This is a genomic window from Vibrio coralliilyticus, from assembly GCF_024449095.1.
GTDB classification, from domain to species: domain Bacteria; phylum Pseudomonadota; class Gammaproteobacteria; order Enterobacterales; family Vibrionaceae; genus Vibrio; species Vibrio coralliilyticus_A.
On record NZ_CP024627.1, the window covers coordinates 2,566,385 to 2,586,918 of the forward strand.

Annotated in this window: 18 protein-coding genes; 3 read left to right on the plus strand and 15 right to left on the minus strand. The window is 44.0% G+C overall.

Features of this window, described 5'->3' with window-relative positions; translation table 11 throughout:
* Window positions 1-70: 70 nt before the first annotated feature.
* From CTT30_RS12135 to CTT30_RS12160, 6 genes are all read right to left on the minus strand, one after another.
* Window positions 71-241 carry a XapX domain-containing protein gene (locus CTT30_RS12135; protein WP_239865089.1) on the minus strand — a complete coding sequence of 57 codons (171 nt, stop codon included), beginning with the start codon at window positions 239-241 and terminating at the stop codon, window positions 71-73.
* 352 nt (window positions 242-593) lie between these two features.
* Window positions 594-1,856: a NupC/NupG family nucleoside CNT transporter gene (locus CTT30_RS12140; protein ID WP_252035264.1), complete on the minus strand. Its 1,263-nt coding sequence runs from the start codon at window positions 1,854-1,856 to the stop codon at window positions 594-596.
* Window positions 1,857-2,060: 204 nt separating this feature from the next.
* Window positions 2,061-2,834, minus strand: a complete 774-nt coding sequence (locus CTT30_RS12145; RefSeq protein WP_252035265.1) for a TatD family hydrolase — start codon at window positions 2,832-2,834, stop codon at window positions 2,061-2,063.
* Window positions 2,834-2,983, minus strand: coding sequence for a DUF5363 family protein (locus CTT30_RS12150; protein WP_252035266.1), 150 nt, complete (start codon window positions 2,981-2,983; stop codon window positions 2,834-2,836). Before CTT30_RS12150 ends, CTT30_RS12145 begins: the two co-directional genes overlap by 1 nt.
* Before the next feature lie 12 nt (window positions 2,984-2,995).
* On the minus strand, window positions 2,996-3,769 hold the full coding sequence (gene yaaA, locus CTT30_RS12155; RefSeq protein WP_252035267.1) for a peroxide stress protein YaaA: 774 nt from the start codon (window positions 3,767-3,769) through the stop codon (window positions 2,996-2,998).
* A gap of 104 nt (window positions 3,770-3,873) precedes the next feature.
* Window positions 3,874-5,304 carry an alanine/glycine:cation symporter family protein gene (locus tag CTT30_RS12160; RefSeq protein ID WP_252035268.1) on the minus strand — a complete coding sequence of 477 codons (1,431 nt, stop codon included), beginning with the start codon at window positions 5,302-5,304 and terminating at the stop codon, window positions 3,874-3,876.
* Window positions 5,305-6,009: 705 nt separating this feature from the next.
* Between CTT30_RS12160 and CTT30_RS12165 the strand changes: the two genes are divergently transcribed.
* Window positions 6,010-6,192: a DUF3545 family protein gene (locus CTT30_RS12165; protein ID WP_239837693.1), complete on the plus strand. Its 183-nt coding sequence runs from the start codon at window positions 6,010-6,012 to the stop codon at window positions 6,190-6,192.
* A gap of 56 nt (window positions 6,193-6,248) precedes the next feature.
* Here the strand turns inward: CTT30_RS12165 and CTT30_RS12170 are convergent, their stop codons facing one another.
* From CTT30_RS12170 to nfo, 3 genes are all read right to left on the minus strand, one after another.
* Window positions 6,249-6,800 (minus strand): hemerythrin domain-containing protein, encoded by a 552-nt coding sequence (locus CTT30_RS12170; RefSeq protein WP_239837694.1) that lies wholly within the window; start codon window positions 6,798-6,800, stop codon window positions 6,249-6,251.
* Between the two features lie 99 nt (window positions 6,801-6,899).
* The gene (ung, locus tag CTT30_RS12175; protein WP_239837695.1) at window positions 6,900-7,586 is read right to left on the minus strand and encodes a uracil-DNA glycosylase; all 687 of its coding nucleotides are present in this window, start codon (window positions 7,584-7,586) and stop codon (window positions 6,900-6,902) included.
* A gap of 243 nt (window positions 7,587-7,829) precedes the next feature.
* Window positions 7,830-8,714, minus strand: coding sequence for a deoxyribonuclease IV (nfo, locus tag CTT30_RS12180; RefSeq protein WP_239865100.1), 885 nt, complete (start codon window positions 8,712-8,714; stop codon window positions 7,830-7,832).
* A gap of 320 nt (window positions 8,715-9,034) precedes the next feature.
* Here nfo and grcA point away from each other — a divergent pair, with 320 nt between their 5' ends.
* Both grcA and CTT30_RS12190 read left to right on the plus strand, forming a co-directional pair.
* Window positions 9,035-9,412 (plus strand): autonomous glycyl radical cofactor GrcA, encoded by a 378-nt coding sequence (gene grcA / locus CTT30_RS12185; RefSeq protein WP_006957983.1) that lies wholly within the window; start codon window positions 9,035-9,037, stop codon window positions 9,410-9,412.
* A 98-nt stretch (window positions 9,413-9,510) separates the two neighbouring features.
* Window positions 9,511-10,362: a LysR family transcriptional regulator gene (locus tag CTT30_RS12190; protein WP_252035269.1), complete on the plus strand. Its 852-nt coding sequence runs from the start codon at window positions 9,511-9,513 to the stop codon at window positions 10,360-10,362.
* A 6-nt stretch (window positions 10,363-10,368) separates the two neighbouring features.
* On the opposite strand, the gene CTT30_RS12195 is transcribed toward CTT30_RS12190, so the two are convergent.
* The 6 genes from CTT30_RS12195 to secA form a co-directional block, all read right to left on the minus strand.
* Window positions 10,369-11,151 carry a TSUP family transporter gene (locus CTT30_RS12195; protein ID WP_252035270.1) on the minus strand — a complete coding sequence of 261 codons (783 nt, stop codon included), beginning with the start codon at window positions 11,149-11,151 and terminating at the stop codon, window positions 10,369-10,371.
* Window positions 11,152-11,333: 182 nt separating this feature from the next.
* The gene (gene carB, locus CTT30_RS12200; RefSeq protein WP_252035271.1) at window positions 11,334-14,564 is read right to left on the minus strand and encodes a carbamoyl-phosphate synthase large subunit; all 3,231 of its coding nucleotides are present in this window, start codon (window positions 14,562-14,564) and stop codon (window positions 11,334-11,336) included.
* 16 nt (window positions 14,565-14,580) lie between these two features.
* Window positions 14,581-15,720, minus strand: a complete 1,140-nt coding sequence (gene carA / locus CTT30_RS12205) for a glutamine-hydrolyzing carbamoyl-phosphate synthase small subunit (protein ID WP_239837701.1) — start codon at window positions 15,718-15,720, stop codon at window positions 14,581-14,583.
* 532 nt (window positions 15,721-16,252) lie between these two features.
* The gene (dapB, locus tag CTT30_RS12210) at window positions 16,253-17,062 is read right to left on the minus strand and encodes a 4-hydroxy-tetrahydrodipicolinate reductase (protein ID WP_252035272.1); all 810 of its coding nucleotides are present in this window, start codon (window positions 17,060-17,062) and stop codon (window positions 16,253-16,255) included.
* A gap of 128 nt (window positions 17,063-17,190) precedes the next feature.
* Window positions 17,191-17,589: an 8-oxo-dGTP diphosphatase MutT gene (gene mutT / locus CTT30_RS12215; protein WP_239865108.1), complete on the minus strand. Its 399-nt coding sequence runs from the start codon at window positions 17,587-17,589 to the stop codon at window positions 17,191-17,193.
* Between the two features lie 61 nt (window positions 17,590-17,650).
* Window positions 17,651-20,377: a preprotein translocase subunit SecA gene (secA, locus tag CTT30_RS12220; protein ID WP_239865111.1), complete on the minus strand. Its 2,727-nt coding sequence runs from the start codon at window positions 20,375-20,377 to the stop codon at window positions 17,651-17,653.
* Between the last annotated feature and the right edge of the window lie 157 nt (window positions 20,378-20,534).

Below are 20,534 nucleotides of genomic sequence, written 5' to 3' on the forward strand. Positions count from 1 at the left end.
CTGTAACCTTTGTCTGATGCCCAGACATAGTTACAACCAGCGCCGATCATACTCCTTGTATTAACAAGCGCTAGCTAAAAAACTTCTCAATAATCCATTGATAAGTCACGCCACCAAGATAAACCCCAACGATTCCCATTACACCAGCTAATGCAGGCGGTGCAGGAATGGGCAACTTAATGGCAGAAAACAGGACTCCAACGACAAAGCCCGCGAGGGCTGCGAGGAAAACATCATTCATGAGTTTTACCCTACTCTCTATATTTACATACATTATAGATATTCGTCGCAGAACTGTAGTGGCTCATAGAGCGCAAACGGTTTGTATCTCAAAAAAGATTCTGTTCAACGTTTGTTCAATCTTCATGACCAACAAACGCTATGAATCCAGTTGTCTGAATCCACTCCAGACTTATCTCGAATCAAGCCAAACACTCAATAAAGCTTGTATTCGAGTCTTTCCCTGACAAGAGCCTACTAACAGGCTTAGGAAGCAATAATAAGGGAAAGAAAAACAAAAAAGCCCCGTAGCACACAGTGTGTGTCTACGGGGCTTTTTAAAACGGCGTCTATATAATCTTTCGCTTACTTAATTAGAAAGATAGGAAGAAGCCAGCAATTGTCGCTGCCATCAGGTTAGATAGAGTACCAGCAACAACCGCTTTAACACCCATACGAGCGATGTCGTGACGACGGTTTGGAGCTAGACCACCTAGACCACCTAGTAGAATCGCGATAGAAGAAAGGTTTGCGAAACCACATAGAGCGAACGAGATAATTGCTTGAGTCTTAGTAGACATTACTTCACCCGTTGCTGGCACCACTTGTGCAGCATCACCAACGTACGGTACGAAGTTTAGGTAGGCAACGAATTCGTTAACTACGATCTTCTGACCGATGAATGAACCAGCGATATCTGCTTCAGCCCATGGCACACCAATAATGAATGCTAGTGGAGAGAATACTTTACCAAGGATCCACTCAAGAGTTAGGCCTTCGAAACCAACCCAACCACCGATGCCACCTAGGATACCGTTGATAAGTGCGATTAGACCGATAAACGCTAGTAGCATTGCACCAACGTTTAGAGCAAGCTGTAGACCAACAGAAGCACCACCAGCCGCTGCGTCGATAACGTTAGCAGGCTTGTCGTCACCACCGTCGATGTCAGCGCCTAGCTCTTCATCTGGAGCGTCAGTTTCTGGCTTGATGATCTTAGCGAATAGTAGACCACCAGGTGCAGCCATGAATGATGCAGCAACTAGGTACTCTAGAGGAACACCCATAGAAGCGTAACCAGCTAGAACACCACCAGCAACAGAAGCTAGACCACCACACATTACAGCGAATAGTTCAGATTGTGTCATTTTAGGAACAAACGGACGAACCACTAGAGGTGCTTCAGTTTGACCAACGAAAATGTTCGCTGCTGCAGACATTGATTCTGCACGTGAAGTACCAAGCGCCTTTTGTAGACCACCACCAAGAATCTTGATAACCCATTGCATTACACCAATGTAGTAAAGTACAGAGATAAGTGCAGAGAAGAAGATTAGTGTTGGAAGTACTTGGAACGCGAAAATGAAGCCAATACCGTCAACTGAGAAGTTAACTAGGCTGCCAAATAGAAAACCAGTACCGTCTTTACCGTAGTCAATAACATTCTGAACACCAGCAGAGAAGCCAGCTAGAAGGTCACGACCCCAAGGTACGTAAAGAACGAAACCACCGATGATAAATTGGATAGCAAATGCGCCACCCACAGTTCTTAGATTGATAGCTTTGCGGTTATCAGACAGTAGTAATGCAATTCCTAGCAATACTGCCATACCGACTAGGCTCATAAACAGGCTCATAGTTTATGACTTCCTTATATGTTGTTTGTTGGCGTGTTACAAAATGGAGCTCTAAAGCGGAGGCAATTATACTCATCCGTCCATCTATAAAGTAATGCTGTCTTCACAGTTTCTAATAAGATTCATCATTCATTCACCTAATTACGTGAACAAGATCACCATTAACCGAACTACAAATCATAAAAAGAACATTTTATTTAGAAACTATTCACAAATACCGAACGCCTGATTGCTATTTTTCCAAACGTTTTCAGCAACCGTTTGCTTACTGACATTCCGTAGTTCTGCGAGACAAGACAAGGTTTGAGTTAACATGGCTGGATGGTTAGGCTTACCCTGATGCCCTAAAAGCGGCATATCCGGCGCATCCGTTTCGAGAACAAGACAGTCAATCGGGAGATCAATAACAGCTTTACGCGTTTTTTGTGCTCTTGGGTATGTGATTACCCCTCCCACACCTATGTAAAAACCTAACTCAACAAACTGCATCGCTTGCTGATAACTCCCAGAAAAACCATGCAGAACTCCTCCATACGAAAAACGAGACTGCTTAAGCAGTTGTAGGAGGCGATTGTGTGTTTTGCGGGAGTGAAGGATAAGTGGCAGCTTATAAGTTTTCGCCAATTCAATCTGCTGCATCAAAACGCGTTCCTGAATCTGTCTATCAACAGCCACTACTGCATCCAAGCCACACTCACCTACAGCAATGCATTTGTCAGGTTGTTGACTGATCAGCTCCGCCAGTTGATTTTGGAGGGTGTGGCTATCAGTATCGAGAAAATAAGGGTGTAAGCCTAGCGCATAATATATCGATGGATATTGGGCTGCGAGTTGCTCAAGTCGATTCCAGTTTGATGGGCCAATAGAGGGAACGACAAAGCGTTCTACGCCTGCTAGATTTGCTGACTCAATATGTTCAGCGAAATCGTTCTCAAATACCTTAAAGTCTAAATGGCAATGAGTATCAAAAAGGCGCATTATCCTTGCGCCTTTTTGTTGGGTTCTGAAGTTTGGTGAACTGGGTCTGTACGATAAGGAACACAACTGCGTTTATTCTCTGGTGTTAGCCCCATCGACTGACACCACGCGTCGTATTGCGCAACCCATTGTTTAAACCAAGACATCATCAGTTGAATCCTTTATTGCTCTTCGCGTTTAAAGACCAATTCGGTTGGTGAAGACTCATCCTCAACAAAATAATAGCCTGCCGTATCAAACTTAGTCAGATCCGCAACGCTCTCAATGCGATTCTCAATAATGTACCGCGCCATCATGCCGCGCGCTTTCTTCGCATAGAAACTGATCACCTTGTACTGACCGTTTTTGCAATCTTTGAAAATTGGCGTAATCACCTGAGCATCTAGAGCTTTGGGTTTTACCGCTTTAAAATATTCGTTTGAAGCAAGGTTAATCAGAACATTATCACCTTGTTCTGTAATGGCTTGATTAAGCCTATCAGTAATCACATTACCCCAGAATTGATAGAGGTTACTGCCTCTCTCATTGGCAAGTTTCGTCCCCATTTCCAGACGGTAAGGCTGCATCAGATCGAGTGGCTTTAGTAGACCGTATAAGCCAGATAGCATGCGTAAGTGCTTTTGGGCATAATCAAAGTCATCGTCTGACAAGCTTTGCGCGTCTAAACCAGTGTATACATCGCCTTTAAAAGCCAGAATCGCTTGGCGTGAGTTCTCTGTGGTAAACGTCTCACTCCACTCCTGAAAACGGCCAACGTTCAAGTCAGCGATCTTATCACTAACTTTCATCAAACTCGCGACATCGGCAGGCGTTAGCTTGCGGCACACATCAATCAGTTGTTTTGAATACTCGATCAGTTCTGGCTGAGTAAATTTCTTTGTCGCCAGTGGAGATTCGTAATCTAAGGTTTTCGCTGGTGAAACGACGATTAACATGACTTTACTCTATCTGTTTAATTGTATGTGGTTAGATATAGGTTACAAAAAAAGCCATGCAATGTCTGCATGGCTTTTTGAATCGTTTTAATAGAGATTGGCTATTAATCTTTTTTGCTCTGATCCCAGATACCATCTTCCAACTGAGATTTCAGCTCAGGAAAATCGTTAGAATCAAATGTCGGCACTTTACCTTCACCTAACTGGCGGTTGTAGTCTTTTGCTAGTTTAATCACGATGCCTGAAAGAAGCAGGATCGCCACTAGGTTGACAATCGCCATCATACCCATTGACACATCTGCCAATGCCCAAACGATAGGTAGAGATGCTACAGCACCAAACATCACCATTGCCAATACAACCAGACGGAACACACCTAGGCCGGCTTTATGGTTATGCTCAAGGAAAATAAGGTTTGTTTCCGCGTATGAGTAGTTAGCAATGATAGACGTGAAAGCGAAGAAGAAAATCGCCACGGCAACAAAGATGCCACCCCACGAGCCCACTTGAGAACTCAACGCAGCCTGAGTCAGTTCAATACCCGTGATCTCGCCATGCGGTACATACTCACCTGACATCAGAATAATCGCCACGGTCGCTGAACAGATCACTATGGTATCCATGAAAACACCAAGCATCTGAACGTAACCTTGAGAGGCTGGATGCGGAGGATAAGGTGTTGCTGATGCTGCTGCGTTTGGCGCAGAACCCATACCCGCTTCGTTTGAGAACAAACCGCGTTTGATGCCATTAATCATCGCTTGTGCAATCGCGTAGCCCAAACCACCTGCAGCGGCTTCTTGTAGACCGAAAGCACTCTTGAAAATTAAGCTCAGTACAGCAGGCAACTTATCGATGTTTGTAAACATAACAAACAGCGCCAGCAGTAGATACAGCAATGCCATCGCTGGAACAATCATTTCTGCTACACGAGCAATACGCTTGATACCACCGAAGATGACCACAGCGGATAGCAGGACGACAGCAATGCCGACATAGGTTTCATCCCAACCAAATGCTGTGTTCATTGCACCTGCGATTGAGTTCGCCTGAACCGCGTTAAATACCAAACCAAAAGCGATGATCAGGAAGATAGAGAACAGTACGCCCATCCAGCGCATACCCAAACCTTTCTCCATGTAGTATGCCGGACCACCGCGGTAGTTACCGTCATCATCTTTGGTTTTGTATAACTGCGCCAAGGTGCTTTCAGCGAACGACGTGGCCATACCCAGCATAGCGATTAGCCACATCCAGAAAATCGCACCTGGACCACCAGCTGTTAGCGCAACAGCAACACCAGCCATATTACCCGTACCAACACGTGCCGCTAAGCTAGTACACAATGCCTGGAATGATGAGATGCCAGCTTTATCCGCTTTACGGCTGTTCTTTAGTACTGAGAACATGTGACCAAAATGGCGGAATTGGATAAACCCCAATCTAACAGTGAAATACACACCAACACCGACTAGGAGATAAACCAGAATAGAACCCCAAAGTAGGTCATTCATCAAATTAATTAAATCTGTCATAAGATCCTCGTAGTGAGTTTTCGCTGATCCCTGCTTCCCTGCCTTCCATCCAGTTGCAAACCAAGTGTCAATTCTGCTCAGTATTGTGGTTTAATTATTGTGCAACCTAGATATGTAAAACGCGCCTCATGCTTCCATTTTACGTATCAGCGTATTTTTTGACGGGCGGATAATGCAGTCAAGGGTATCAAAAATCAATATGCAAACAAGCACTTATTCGTGTTATTTTTCACTATAAAATCACCAATAATTAACACAAAAAAGAACATAAAAACCACAAAAACAGAACATTAACATTAAAATTTAACAACAATAAAGAACACACAACTCCATACGAAATACGATAGCCGCAAATAATTGACACTCCTTTATCACCAAGGACTCAGAGAAGAGTTCAGGAAACAATTCGATCTGTAAATTCTATTACTCAACCGTACTAAATACACCCAATTGCATACCAAGGAAAAACGCTGTTTTTTTACACACTGCGTTAACATACGTTTTTTGAGAATTTAATCGTTTTCTATCGGTTGTTCGAACAAAAAACCATCAGACATAAGCCGTATTTCTGTGAAGCCAAGTCTAAAATGGCATGAAAACTTCATGGAATCGTAACAAATGAGAAACGAATCAAAGTTACTCTCCAAACAGAATGATATTTAAACAGTACCCCTTCAAAGAGTAATCATTAAAAAGAGGTAGCTTATGGAAGGCTTAAACTTTGAAGAAATCATGGAAATGGATTTTCCAAAAACTCGGGCAACACGCTCCAAACCTGCGAAGCGTAAGTGGCGTGAAATTGAAGCAATTAAGGATAGGCAAAGGCTTCAGCGTGAATTAAAAGATATGGACATCGGTTTTGATGACATTGAAGACCTAGATTACTAACATTTAAAAAGAGGCGCTTGGTAGCGCCTCTTTTTATTACGGTATATCTCTGCTAACTATATACACTCTTGATCACCCTGCCTAACACGACTGGCAAGTTGCTGATATTGCTCTGCAATAGTGTCGCCAAATACTGGGTCATCTTCATTAATACTCCACAGCTTTTCGACGGCTTGCCAATCGTGCAAAGTAAATCTCTGATTAATGAGTGGCAGTATTGACTGCTCCTCTAGATCTAAATGTCGCTTCTGATCCAATATAAAACCTTCCAGTTGCTGCACAAACATATCTTGAGGCACTACTGCATCCTGCAGAATCATATCTACCGTATCAAGAAAGGCATGCGTCTTGAGCGACAATGTTTGGTGCTCGATCTCTAGATTCTCAATATCTTGATGGTGGCCATAATGTTCCAAATAATAGTGATAGAGGATATCTTCTTTAGGATGGTGGACACGCTCAGAGTGATGGGCCAAATAATCGACAATTTCTTTAACCAAACTGTAGTTTATGGCCTGCTCTTGTCTCAACAAGGCAATTTTTTGCCTCAATACTGCTAATAGCCGAACCATGTAACCATGTTCGCGCCTTATCCTTTCAATCATCATAGTGCTTCTCCTTAACACCTATTTTTAGTAAGTGTATAAGAGAAGCACAGTTCAAGTATTGATATTGCTCGAAAGTTAAGCAATTAGGCAATGTAATGGCTATACATTCACTTGCATTGGAAGATGCCAATCTATGGTTTGTTTGCCTTGAGATTCAAGAATTTGATTTGCTTGAGAAAAATGACGGCAACCAAAGAAACCTCGATGCGCGGATAATGGCGAAGGATGCGGCGCAGCTAATACATGATGCTTATTACGATCGATAAAGCGTCCTTTCTTTTGCGCATGGGAGCCCCACAATAGAAACACAACACCAGATTGATGTTGATTGATCGCTTCAATGACCTTATCGGTAAACATTTCCCATCCTGTTTTAGAATGAGAGTGCGCTTTACCCTGCTCTACCGTTAGAACAGTATTGAGTAACAGAACACCTTGCTCAGCCCAACTTTGAAGGTAGCCATGAGATGGGATTTGAAAACCATCAATATCCTGAACCAACTCTTTGTACATATTTACCAATGAAGGTGGTGTCTTGACACCAGGGAGTACCGAAAAACACAAACCATGCGCTTGTTTCGGACCGTGATAAGGGTCCTGGCCTAGAATCACCACTTTCACATCATTGAACTCTGTCGCCCGAAACGCATTAAATACGTCTTTAGCGGGAGGGAAAACGACTTTGCCGGCCGCTCTTTCCGACTCAACAAAATTCAATGTTTGCTGAAAATAATCCTGCTGCTTTTCTGCTCCAATGACATCATGCCATGTCAATGACGGGGTCATGCTCTGTTCCTTCTACTGTTTGCGCTACAATAATTGTCGCAAAAAGTTATGAAGGAACAAAGTGATAAAGTCAGCTAGTTTTTTGTGGGATCCTGTAATGCCCTTGACCCGTGACATGGCGGTTGGGTGTAGGAAGACGTGTTGAGCGAGCGATGGTATAGAAAGAAGTGTAAGGCATAGTGGCATCCTTATTTGTCTGAGTACCTACACTCACTATGAAAATTTGATGCCACTTTTGTTAGGTCAGGCGATTTCTTTGAGCCATGCTAAGTGATGCTGACGAATAAATTCGATTTCTTCAGGCCAACGTTCCGGCTCAATTGTTTCTAAAATCAAAGGAATATGATCAAATCGTGGATCTCTGGCTATGTATTCAAAACATGACCATCCAATTTCTCCTTTACCTAGAGCATGGTGGCGATCGACCCGGCTGGCATGCTCTGCCTTTGAGTCATTAATGTGCATTGCTCTGAGGTAGTGCATGCCAACAACTCGATCAAACTCAGCAAAGGTCGACTCACACGCTTCATAACTCCGAAGATCATAGCCGGCGGCAAACAGGTGGCAAGTATCTATACAAACTCCAACCCTCTGCTTATCTTTCACCTTATCTATAATTTGTGCAATGTGCTCAAATTGCCAACCAAGGTTAGTTCCTTGACCTGCGGTATTCTCAATCACAGCTATAACATCAGGGACGGCTTGATGAGCGAGGTTGATCGAGTCAGCGATTCTTTCTAGGCACTCTTGTTCCGAAATCATCTTTAAATGACTGCCAGGATGGAAATTAAGCAAAGTTAGCCCTAATTGATGGCATCGTTTCATCTCGTCAATAAACGCCGCTCGAGATTTCTCTAGTTTTTCTTCTTCAGGAGCACCTAAGTTTATCAAGTATGAATCATGAGGAAGGATTTGATCGGGCTTAAACCCTAACTTCAAGCAGTTAGATTTAAAGGCGTGAATCGTTTTTTCTTCAAGTGGCTTAGCCGCCCATTGACGTTGATTTTTTGTAAACAGAGCAAAGGCATTAGCTCCGATTTCTTTAGCTCTTAGTGGAGCCTGATCAACACCACCAGCGGCAGAAACATGGGCCCCGATAAACTTATTACCGTACAAATTGTCTAACATTGTTGTTTTATCACTTTTGACTTTCACTATGCTGCATGAATTACAACAACTTATTGGTATTCGCTCAATACCAAACACTTAAATGTAGTAAATTTACAACAAATATAAGATTAAAAATTATTTTAAACATTAAAATATAATAAAATGTCATTATTATAAAACAAATTATTGACTCGCATCAAAACAATAACCTTTTTAAGAGTAATGTTTTTGGTGGTTATTTGACTTAAATCAAAACTAAAATACTCCTTTTGAGCTATACAATACGTAGCTCAATAAAACTCGGAAATTAACACCACAAATGTGGATAGGAGATGGTAATGATTCAAGGTATTCAAATTACTAAAGCGGCAAATGACGCACTATTAAACTCTATCTGGCTACTAGATAGTGAAAAGAATGAAGCACGATGTGTTGCTGCAAACTCAGGTTTTGAAACTGACCAAGTTGTAGCAATCAACGAACTTGGCGAATACGAAAGCCGCGAAGTTGCGATCGAGAAAGCACCACGCATCGAAGGTGGCCAGCACTTAAACGTGAACGTTCTTAAGCGTGAAACTCTAGAAGACGCTGTCGCTAACCCTGAGAAGTACCCTCAGCTAACTATCCGTGTTTCTGGCTACGCAGTTCGTTTCAACTCACTGACAACTGAGCAGCAACGCGATGTCATCGCACGTACATTTACTGAGTCTCTATAATTCTTAGATTTTGAATTTAATTTGTAAAGCGGCGTTCATTGAGCGCCGCTTTTTTATTAGGTACAGTACCTCTCTCAGACTCTCTTGGACACAATTCAATGCTGCTGGAAGGTATCGAAACACTGTTAGCACTAAGTAAAGCAAAAACAATGAGCCGAACCGGAAGCCAGCTCTATATAAGCCAATCCGCCGTCAGTAAACGCATTGCTAACCTAGAGAAAAAGCTGGGGAAAAAACTGATTGTACCGGATGGAAGGAATGTTCAGCTTACTCAAGAGGCGATCGACCTTATCGAGAGTATTGGCCCGACGTTCAATGAGCTGAGAGGACGCATCTATGAGCAACAATCGATGGCAGAAAAGAGCCTAATCACCATTGATTGCTCTGAAACTCTAGTAGCCAGTTACCTTGCGGATATCCTTGGCCAGCACTTTAAATCGGATCCTTACATTCGCATCACCACCAATCACACACCAAGAATCGTGGAACATGTTCAGTCCGGTAAAGCTCACCTCGGTATTTGTGCAGGCTTACTTCCACCTCAACATGGATTAAAAACATTTCACCTTCTCGATGAACCTTTCTTTATTGTTTCTGATCGTCCACTAGAGCAATTACCAAACACCATCATTACTAATGATCTTGCTAATACCGCCAATACGTATCAGTTAAAGATTCTCAAAAGGCTGAATATGACACCTGTGATGGAAATGGATTCCTATGCTGCGGCGGCTCAACTGGCACTTGCTGGGATTGCACCTGCTTTGGTTCCTCTCTCAGTTATCAAAACCCTTAAGATCGACCAGTGTCACTGCCATCATTTCGCTCAGTTACAGCCGCTCTATCGACCTCTGCATGTCTGCTTACGAGCTTCTTCCTATAAGAACCAACGAATCAAAAACTTAGTCGATAATGTCGTGACTTCCGTTGCGAAATCGGCGCTAGAGTAATCGGTTTTAAGCCAATAAAGCGAACAACCAATCCGAGTGTTCTTGCCACAACAACTTTGCAGCCATCAGCATCGACATTGTTATCACTAAAGGGCGAATCCATTTCTGTCCTTTCGCTACCACTACTTTTGCCCCTAGTTGAGCACCAATAAACCCTCCCATAGCCATCACAAGACCTAATTCCCAAATAGGCAGTCCAGCAAAAATAAAGAACAATAGTGCGGCAATATTAGACGTGAAGTTAAGAACCTTAGTACGAGCAGTGGCATCTACCAGAGAAAAATGACCTAAAGCAACAAAGCAAACCGTAAAGATGGAGCCTGTTCCCGGCCCAAAAAAACCGTCATAAAAGCCCACTCCGCCTCCAACACTGAAAGCAAACATGGCTTCTGAGATGTTCGCTTCACCGGAGTGCTGTTTGGTTTTAGGCATCAGCAGAAAGTAGAGCGAAATAGCGACCAGTAAAATCGGAATCAGACTCGTCAGTACACCCGTATCTATATACTGTACAGCTTCAGCACCAACCGCCGAACCAATAAACGTACAGACAATAGCAAGACGCATCTCTTTAATACTGACGATGCCGTTCCGAACGAAATACCAACTGGCTGAAAAGCTGCCAAATGAGCTTTGCAGCTTATTGGTCGCAAGCGCCTGTGTCGGCAACACACCAGCGGCCAGAAGCGCTGGTAGAGTTAACAAACCACCGCCACCAGCCATAGCATCAATAAAGCCTGCAACCGTAGCTACAAAGAAAAGTATCGTCAGTATTTCGAGTGTGAGTTCCATTGTCTATCAATTGGTTATCTATATCTTTCACTCAAAATATCACTAAGTTAATAATTCTCTTAGAGAAAGATTAGACTTTAACTCATTCCTATTTTTCAACAGTAAACAGACAAAAAAGCCCGCTCAAAAGAGCGGGCAATGAGGTTGTCATATAGGCTCCGTTGCGAGCCTACTGATTGTTATTACGCTTCGTTCTGTGCCACTTTAGCGTGCAGCTCTTGAACTGATGTAACCGACGTTTTTGCATCTGCTGTGTGAGCCATACATACGGCAAACGCTGCGTTAAGTGTGGTTGTGTAGTTCACTTTCTCAGCCAGTGCGCCGCGACGAAGAACTTTTGAATCTTCAATCGACTGACGGCCTGCAGTCGTATTCACGATATAGGTGTACTCGTTGTTCTTGATGCGGTCTAGGATGTGTGGACGACCTTCGTGTACCTTGTTAACAAGACGAGGGTTGATGCCCGCTTCACCTAGGATTACCGCTGTACCGTGTGTTGCGTCTAGCTGATAACCAAGCTTGGTTAGCTTAGATGCTAGGTCAACGACGCGCTGCTTGTCGCCTTCGCGAACAGACAGTAATGCGCGGCCGCCTTCTGGGTAAACATTGCCACAACCTAGTTCAGCTTTAGCGTAAGCTTCTGCGAAGGTCGCACCCACCCCCATAACTTCACCAGTAGAACGCATTTCTGGGCCTAACAGTGGGTCAACACCTGGGAACTTATTGAACGGTAGTACTACCTCTTTCACTGAGTAGTAAGGCGGGATGATCTCTTTGGTAAAGCCCTGAGATTCTAGAGATTGACCAGCCATGACACGTGCAGCGATCTTCGCTAGTGGCGCACCTGTTGCTTTAGAAACAAACGGTACAGTACGTGCAGCACGAGGGTTCACTTCGATTAGGTAAACTTCGTTGTCTTTCACGGCAAACTGGGTGTTCATCAGACCACGTACACCAAGCTCAAATGCTAGCTTCTCTACTTGCTCACGCATCTTATCCTGAATTTCCTGACTTAGCGTGTAAGCAGGTAGTGAACATGCTGAGTCACCAGAGTGAACACCCGCTTGCTCGATATGCTCCATGATACCGCCGATCACCACACGCTCACCGTCACAGATAGCATCGATATCCACTTCAGTTGCGTCATCTAGGAAACGGTCCAGAAGCACTGGCGATTCATTCGACACGCTCACCGCTTCGTTGAAATAGCGGCGTAGGTCTTGCTCATCGTATACGATTTCCATCGCACGACCGCCAAGTACATAAGATGGGCGTACAACCAGTGGGAAGCCAATCTCTTTTGACTTATCAACCGCTTGCTCGATAGTCGTTACTGTCGCGTTTTCAGGCTGTAGAAGGCCCAGACGGTCAACCGCTGCTTGGAAACGCTCACGGTCTTCCGCACGATCAATTGCGTCAGGGCTAGTACCTATGATTGGTACACCTGCAGCTTCTAGTGCACGAGCCAGTTTCAGTGGTGTTTGACCACCGTACTGAACGATAACGCCTTTTGGCTTTTCAACACGTACGATAGAGAGTACATCTTCAAGTGTGACAGGTTCGAAGTAGAGACGGTCTGAAGTGTCGTAGTCGGTAGATACTGTCTCAGGGTTACAGTTAACCATGATGGTCTCAAAACCATCTTCACGTAGAGCAAGTGAAGCGTGTACACAACAGTAATCAAATTCGATACCTTGACCGATACGGTTTGGACCACCACCCAAAACCATGATCTTGTCTTTATCTGTAGGCTGAGCTTCACACTCTTCATCGTAAGATGAGTACATGTAAGCAGTATCAGAAGAGAACTCTGCCGCACAAGTATCCACGCGTTTGTATACAGGGTGGATATCGTACTGGTCACGTAGTCGACGAATCTCACTTTCAGACACGCCAAGAATTGAAGATAGACGTGCATCAGAGAAGCCTTTACGCTTCATCTTACGAAGCACATCTTCAGTCAAGCCAGCAAAGCCGCCGGCTTTAACTTGGTTCTCTAAGTTAACCAGCTCTTCGATTTGAACTAGGAACCAACGATCAATTGCCGTTAGATTGAACACGCCATCTACTGACATACCAGCACGGAATGCATCCGCGATGTACCAAATACGCTCTGCGCCAGCTTCTTTTAGTTCATGACGAATTGTGGTTAGTGCGTCAGGCGCATCGAGATCAACCATCTCGTCAAAGCCATTCACACCAACTTCAAGGCCACGAAGCGCTTTTTGTAGAGATTCTTGTTGGTTACGGCCGATAGCCATAACCTCACCAACGGACTTCATCTGAGTGGTCAGACGGTCGTTAGCACCTGCAAATTTCTCGAAGTTAAAGCGAGGGATCTTAGTTACTACGTAGTCGATTGTTGGTTCGAATGACGCTGGAGTCGCGCCCCCCGTGATGTCGTTCTGTAGCTCATCAAGAGTAAAGCCAACGGCCAGTTTCGCTGCAATCTTAGCGATTGGGAAACCAGTCGCTTTCGATGCTAGAGCAGAAGAGCGAGATACACGTGGGTTCATCTCGATGATAACCATACGGCCATCTTTCGGGTTGATACCAAACTGTACGTTTGAACCACCAGTCTCAACACCGATTTCGCGCAGTACTGCTAGAGATGCATTACGCATCAACTGATATTCTTTGTCCGTCAGAGTCTGGGCCGGTGCAACCGTGATTGAGTCACCTGTGTGGATACCCATTGGGTCAAAGTTTTCGATAGAACATACGATGATACAGTTGTCCGCTTTATCACGAACCACTTCCATCTCATACTCTTTCCAACCGATCAGCGATTCATCGATTAACAGTTCATTAGTTGGCGACAGGTCCAAACCACGACGACAAATCTCTTCGAACTCTTCTTTGTTATAAGCGATACCACCACCAGTACCACCCATAGTGAACGAAGGACGAATAATACATGGGAAGCCAACCATATCGAGAACTTGGTAAGCTTCTTCCATACTCTTCGCGGTATCTGCACGAGGACACTCAAGGCCAATAGACTTCATCGCTTTATCGAAACGAGAACGGTCTTCTGCTTTATCGATAGCGTCAGCTGTCGCACCAATCATGTCTACGCCGAACTCTGCAAGTACGCCGTGTTTCTCAAGGTCTAGTGCACAGTTAAGCGCCGTTTGGCCACCCATTGTTGGTAGTACTGCGTCTGGGCGCTCTTTTTCGATGATCTTGCGAACCACTTCCCACTGGATTGGTTCAATGTAAGTTGCATCCGCCATGTCTGGGTCAGTCATGATGGTTGCAGGGTTAGAGTTTACAAGGATAACTCGGTAACCCTCTTCACGCAGTGCTTTACATGCTTGAGCACCAGAGTAGTCAAACTCACATGCCTGACCGATAACAATTGGGCCTGCACCTAGAATTAGAATACTTTTTAAGTCAGTACGTTTTGGCATTCTCTACTACTCCGAATTAAGCGCTGTGTTGTTTGATTAGTTCGATAAAGTGGTCAAATAGTGGTGCTGCGTCGTGTGGACCAGGGCTTGCCTCAGGGTGGCCTTGGAAGCTAAATGCTGGCTTGTCTGTACGGTGGATACCTTGTAGAGAGCCATCAAATAGTGACACGTGAGTTGCACGTAGATTCTCAGGTAGTGTTGCTTCATCCGCAGCGAAACCATGGTTCTGAGAAGTAATCATTACAACGTTACGATCTAGGTCTTTAACTGGGTGGTTAGCACCATGGTGACCAAATTTCATCTTCACTGTCTTAGCACCAGATGCCAAAGCTAGTATTTGGTGACCTAAGCAGATACCAAAAATTGGTAGACCTTTTTCTAGGAATACTTTGGTTGCTTCAATAGCGTAAGTACATGGCTCTGGGTCACCAGGACCATTCGATAGGAATACGCCATCTGGGTTTAGCGCCAACACTTCTTCTGCACTGGTTTCAGCTGGAACGACTGTTAAGCGGCAGCCTCGGTCAACAAGCATACGCAGGATGTTTCGCTTTGCACCGAAGTCATAGGCAACAACGTGATATGGCAACTCACTGTCGTCTTGCGCCTCAGGAAGTCCACCCTCGAGCGTCCACGAACCTTGTTTCCATTGATACGCTTCTTTTGTTGTAACTTCTTTCGCAAGGTCCATACCTTTTAGGCCAGGGAATTCTTTCGCTTTAGCTAGCGCTAGAGCCTCGTCTAAATTGTTACCCGCAACGATACAACCGTTCTGCGCACCTTTCTCTCGCAAAATGCGCGTAAGCTTACGAGTATCGATATCAGCAATGCCGACGATATTTTGCGATTTAAGGTAATCAGAAAGGGATTGTTCACTGCGGAAGTTAGAAGCGATTAGAGGGAGATCGCGAATCACAAGGCCTTGTGCATGAATGGAAGAGGATTCTTCGTCTTCGGAATTGGTTCCGGTATTGCCTATGTGAGGATAAGTGAGTGTGACGATTTGTTGGGAATAGGAAGGATCAGTGAGGATTTCTTGGTACCCCGTCATCGAGGTATTAAAAACAACTTCACCAACGGACGAACCATCTGCTCCAATGGAAACACCGTGGAACACTGTCCCATCTTCTAGGACTAACAGTGCTGATTTACTCAAGACAACCTCCAGAATAAAAATGCAAAAATAATAAATTAAACTGCAAATCTGCCTTCCTTCACGCTGTAAAAAAGCGTTTTTAGGTTATTTAGACAAATTGGCGGTATTCTAATGAGGCGATATGAATGTGTCAACAGAGACATAAAAATAAATTAAACATTTAGGGCGCTTAAAAGAAAAAACCTTTCAAGATGCCCAAAAACATCACTTTAGTTGTTATTTACCTGCTAACAGATGAAGGTTTTATGAAACATCTTATTTTTCCATCATCATGGATCACAGTTTTTATCTTAAAAACTGCGCAAACGATGAACAAACAAAAAAGAATGCAACTTTTAAGACCTAAATGCCAATTAGATAACATAAGACACAAAACAAACAACAAACATAACTAAAAAAGAGCACTGTAACTTGTTGATGAACTAGGTTGCGTTCGCTTAATACAAAAAGCGCCGGGCAAGCCCAGCGCATAATTATTTATTTTAAGTGATTTAGCTAATTTTAAATCTAAGAGACAAACAAGTAATTAAACTCACAGTTCATTCAGACCTAGTACATCAGTCATTGTATAAAAGCCCACAGGCTTCTCATCTAGCCAAACGGCGGCTTTAACAGCACCATTAGCAAAAGTCATACGGTCAGTCGCTTTATGGGAAATCTCCACACGTTCACCAATATCAGCAAACATAGCGGTGTGCTCACCGATGATGTCACCAGCACGAATGGTCGCAAAACCAATTTCATCTTTAGTACGTTCACCTGTGATGCCTTCACGAGCATAGACAGCAACGTCATTGAGCTTGTTGCCCATAGCGTCAGCTATCGCTTCGCCCATGCCGATAGCTGTGCCAGACGGTGCATCAACCTTATGACGGTGATGCGCTTCAACAATTTCGATATCGCAGTAATCACCCATTACCTTGGCGGCTTTTTCCAACAGCTTAAATACTAGGTTAACGCCCACTGAGTAGTTAGGTGCCATTACGATAGGTACATGCTTGGCGAACTCATCTATTTGCTCACGTTCCAACTCCGTAAATCCGGTCGTTCCGATAACAATACTTTTATTATGCTGCTTACATAATTCGAGATTAGCAAGTGTGCTCGAAGGCGCAGTAAAATCAATGATGACATCAAAGTTAGCAATATCTTTTGTCAGATCATCCGTCAATACGACATCAAACTTTCCTTCACCACATAACTCACCAATATCGACACCAACTAAAGATGACTCAGGTCTCTCAGAGCCAGCCCCTACCTGAGACTGTGGATTCAGATAAGTCGCTTTAACTAAGTTTCGGCCCATACGGCCAGCCGCTCCTGCAATTGCAATACGTACCATTGCACCTCTCCATTATTCTCATTACTTTTGCGTAGTGGATTAAAACTACCAACATTAAGTGCAGCTGGCTAGAGTGTGTTGATCTTTCCTGATTAAATTTTAAAAAATGATCAACCACCTATAGGCTATCAAGAAAATTCCTTCATGACTCGCTGCAAGATTGGCATGTTTGCTTCAGGAAAAGCGTAACGACTTAATTCCGCAACGGGAACCCAAGCGCCTTGCTGCCCTTCTTTACCGTAAGGGGAGTGTTCAAATTCCATCACACAGATAAAATCGAACTTAAGCGACTTGTCTGGATAATCGAACTCGAGATGTTCGAATAAACTCAGCTCTGTCGCTCGAATTCCTACCTCTTCGTCTAATTCACGAACAATGGCTTGTTCGATCGTCTCCCCAGACTCGACTTTTCCACCTGGGAACTCCCAAAAGCCACCTTTATGCTTTTCATCTGGTCGTTTCGTAATAAAAACCTCTGACTTATCTCGGTTAAAGATAATGGCAGCAACAATATGCGTACGTTTCATTGTATTTTTCCTCAAAAAAAGAGCCGCCTAAGCGACTCTTTATATTTACCTTAGAACAGGATCAACTGCTAATTTGACCATGACACTGTTTGTATTTCTTACCGCTACCACATGGGCAAGGTTCATTTCGACCAACTTTACGTTCTTCACGAACCATTGGTTGATGAATGTCTTCGGCTTTTTCACTATCAGCAAGCTGATTTTCAGCTGATGCGTGCTGTGCTTGAGCTCGTCTAGCCGCTTCTTCCGCTTGCGCACGACGCTGTGCTTCCATACGCTCCACTTCTTCTTGCTGCTGGACGCGAACTTTCGACAGAATCGTGATCACATCTGACTTCAGAGAATCTAATAGCCCCTCAAACAGTTCAAATGACTCACGCTTGTACTCTTGTTTCGGGTTCTTCTGTGCATAGCCGCGTAAGTGAATACCTTGACGAAGATGATCCATTGCCGCCAAGTGCTCTTTCCAAAGTGTATCCAGTGTTTGCAGCATGACAGATTTTTCAAAGTTGCGCAGAACCTGCTCACCAACCACCGCTTCTTTCTCTTTATAGACAGTAACCGCTGTTTCCAGGATCTTCTCACGAAGTGCTTCTTCGTATAACTTATCGTCTTCTTCCAACCATTGCTTGACGGGTGCATCGAGATCAAAGTCGTTTTTCAAACGTTCTTGTAAACCTTCAACATCCCACATATCTTCTAAAGACTGCGGCGGAATGTATTCATCGATCACAGCAGTGAGCACATCAGCACGGTTTTGCTCGATCATCTCGCTGATGTCTTCAACAACCATCAACTCATCACGAAGTTCATAAACAACCTTACGCTGGTCGTTAGCAACGTCATCGTATTCAAGCAGCTGTTTACGGATATCGAAGTTACGCCCTTCCACTTTACGTTGTGCTTTTTCGATGGAACGAGACAACATCTTAGATTCAATCGCTTCACCTTCTTCCATACCGCTTTGAATCAAACTTGCCATACGGTCAGAAGTAAAGATGCGTAGCAGTGAATCTTCCATAGATAGGTAGAAACGTGAAGAACCCGCATCACCTTGTCGACCAGAACGACCACGTAACTGGTTATCAATACGGCGTGATTCATGACGCTCGGTACCGATAATATGAAGGCCGCCCGCTTCCAGGACTTTATCGTGAACTTCTTTCCAATCCGCTTTAATCTTGTCTATTTGCTCTTGAGTCGGATTGTCTAGTTTTTCAACTTGAGCTTGCCAACTACCACCTAGCACAATATCCGTACCACGACCAGCCATGTTGGTTGCGATTGTTACAGCACCCGGTGTCCCTGCTTCTGCAACAATTTCAGCTTCTTTTTCATGGAATTTAGCATTAAGTACGTTGTGCTTAATCTTAGCTTTCTTAAGCGCATTAGATAGAAGCTCTGACTTCTCAATAGAAACCGTACCCACTAGCGAAGGCTGGCCTTTCTCTACTCGCTCTTTAATGTCTTCAATGATGGCAGCAAACTTTTCTGCCTCAGTACGATAAACCACATCTGGCATATCGTTACGAATCATAGGTTTATTCGTTGGAATAACGACCGTTTCTAGGCCATAAATCGATTGGAATTCGAATGCTTCCGTATCCGCAGTACCAGTCATACCTGACAATTTTTCATACAAGCGGAAATAGTTCTGGAATGTAATCGAAGCTAAGGTTTGGTTCTCGTTTTGGATCTTAACGCCTTCCTTCGCTTCAACTGCTTGGTGAAGACCTTCAGACCAACGACGACCTGGCATAGTACGACCGGTATGCTCGTCGACAATAACCACTTCGCCATTTTCGTTGACGATGTAATCAACGTTCTTTTCAAACAACACATGCGCACGCAGTGCTGCATTTACGTGATGTAGCAGACTGATGTTTGCAGGCGAATACAGAGTATCTCCCTCTTCCATCAGACCATTTTTGATCATCAGCTCTTCTACAAACTCTTGACCCGTTTCTGTCAGATGAACTTGCTTCGACTTTTCATCTACCGTGTAATGTCCATCACCACGATACTCTTCCGAATCTTCTTGATCCTGCTTTTGTAAGTGAGGAATCAAAGTATTAATACGAGTGTAAAGCTCGGAGCTGTCTTCTGCTGGGCCAGAAATAATCAGAGGCGTACGCGCTTCATCAATTAGGATAGAGTCCACTTCGTCAACAATCGCAAAGAAGCGCTCACGTTGAACACGATCTTCAGCGCGGAAGGCCATATTGTCACGCAGGTAGTCAAAGCCAAACTCGTTATTTGTGCCATACAAGATGTCAGTTTGATATGCCTCTTTTTTCTCTTGGGGAGGCATGTTCGGTACGTTGACACCAACCGTCATTCCAAGGAACTCGAACAGAGAACGGTTAGTCTCAGCATCACGTTTTGCTAAGTAGTCATTGACTGTCACAACATGAACAGCGCCTTTCAATGCATTCAAATAGGCAGGTAGCGTTGCTGTCAGAGTTTTACCTTCACCAGTTCGCATCTCAGCAATCTGACCAGCATTTAACACCATACCGCCAATAAGCTGGACGTCGAAGTGACGCATACCATATACACGCTTTGATGCTTCGCGAACTGTCGCAAACGCTTCAGGTAGAAGTTTGTCTAATGTTTCACCCTGTTCAAGACGCTGGCGGAATTCAACTGTTTTCGCTTTCAACTCTTCGTCAGAAAGCGCTTCAAACGTAGGTTCATAATTATTAATTTCTTTTACAATCTTTCTAAGGCGGCGTAACGTGCGGTCGTTGCGACTGCCAATTACCTTTGTCAGTAGCTTAGTTATCATTTGCTATGCATCTCTCTTTACTTAGATCGGGCCCGATCTACATTCTGTGCCTTCAGTCTCTAACAGTTTTGAACTAAGAATACTGAGATAAATCACTTTACCCAGATATTGCGATGAGAACTATATATTTCAAGGCTTAAGTGGCGCTTAGTTTAAG

What these genes read in the sequence shown, in the direction of transcription:
- CTT30_RS12145 (WP_252035265.1), bottom strand. Translation starts at nt 2,834, where the DNA reads ATGCGCCTTTTTGATACTCATTGCCATTTAGACTTTAAGGTATTTGAG.
- mutT (WP_239865108.1), bottom strand. Translation starts at nt 17,589, where the DNA reads ATGAAACGTACGCATATTGTTGCTGCCATTATCTTTAACCGAGATAAG.
- secA (WP_239865111.1), bottom strand. Translation starts at nt 20,377, where the DNA reads ATGATAACTAAGCTACTGACAAAGGTAATTGGCAGTCGCAACGACCGC.
- CTT30_RS12170 (WP_239837694.1), bottom strand. Translation starts at nt 6,800, where the DNA reads ATGATGATTGAAAGGATAAGGCGCGAACATGGTTACATGGTTCGGCTA.
- CTT30_RS12160 (WP_252035268.1), bottom strand. Translation starts at nt 5,304, where the DNA reads ATGACAGATTTAATTAATTTGATGAATGACCTACTTTGGGGTTCTATT.
- ung (WP_239837695.1), bottom strand. Translation starts at nt 7,586, where the DNA reads ATGACCCCGTCATTGACATGGCATGATGTCATTGGAGCAGAAAAGCAG.
- CTT30_RS12135 (WP_239865089.1), bottom strand. Translation starts at nt 241, where the DNA reads ATGAATGATGTTTTCCTCGCAGCCCTCGCGGGCTTTGTCGTTGGAGTC.
- CTT30_RS12150 (WP_252035266.1), bottom strand. Translation starts at nt 2,983, where the DNA reads ATGATGTCTTGGTTTAAACAATGGGTTGCGCAATACGACGCGTGGTGT.
- grcA (WP_006957983.1), top strand. Translation starts at nt 9,035, where the DNA reads ATGATTCAAGGTATTCAAATTACTAAAGCGGCAAATGACGCACTATTA.
- CTT30_RS12165 (WP_239837693.1), top strand. Translation starts at nt 6,010, where the DNA reads ATGGAAGGCTTAAACTTTGAAGAAATCATGGAAATGGATTTTCCAAAA.
- carB (WP_252035271.1), bottom strand. Translation starts at nt 14,564, where the DNA reads ATGCCAAAACGTACTGACTTAAAAAGTATTCTAATTCTAGGTGCAGGC.
- dapB (WP_252035272.1), bottom strand. Translation starts at nt 17,062, where the DNA reads ATGGTACGTATTGCAATTGCAGGAGCGGCTGGCCGTATGGGCCGAAAC.
- CTT30_RS12190 (WP_252035269.1), top strand. Translation starts at nt 9,511, where the DNA reads ATGCTGCTGGAAGGTATCGAAACACTGTTAGCACTAAGTAAAGCAAAA.
- nfo (WP_239865100.1), bottom strand. Translation starts at nt 8,714, where the DNA reads ATGTTAGACAATTTGTACGGTAATAAGTTTATCGGGGCCCATGTTTCT.
- CTT30_RS12195 (WP_252035270.1), bottom strand. Translation starts at nt 11,151, where the DNA reads ATGGAACTCACACTCGAAATACTGACGATACTTTTCTTTGTAGCTACG.
- CTT30_RS12140 (WP_252035264.1), bottom strand. Translation starts at nt 1,856, where the DNA reads ATGAGCCTGTTTATGAGCCTAGTCGGTATGGCAGTATTGCTAGGAATT.
- yaaA (WP_252035267.1), bottom strand. Translation starts at nt 3,769, where the DNA reads ATGTTAATCGTCGTTTCACCAGCGAAAACCTTAGATTACGAATCTCCA.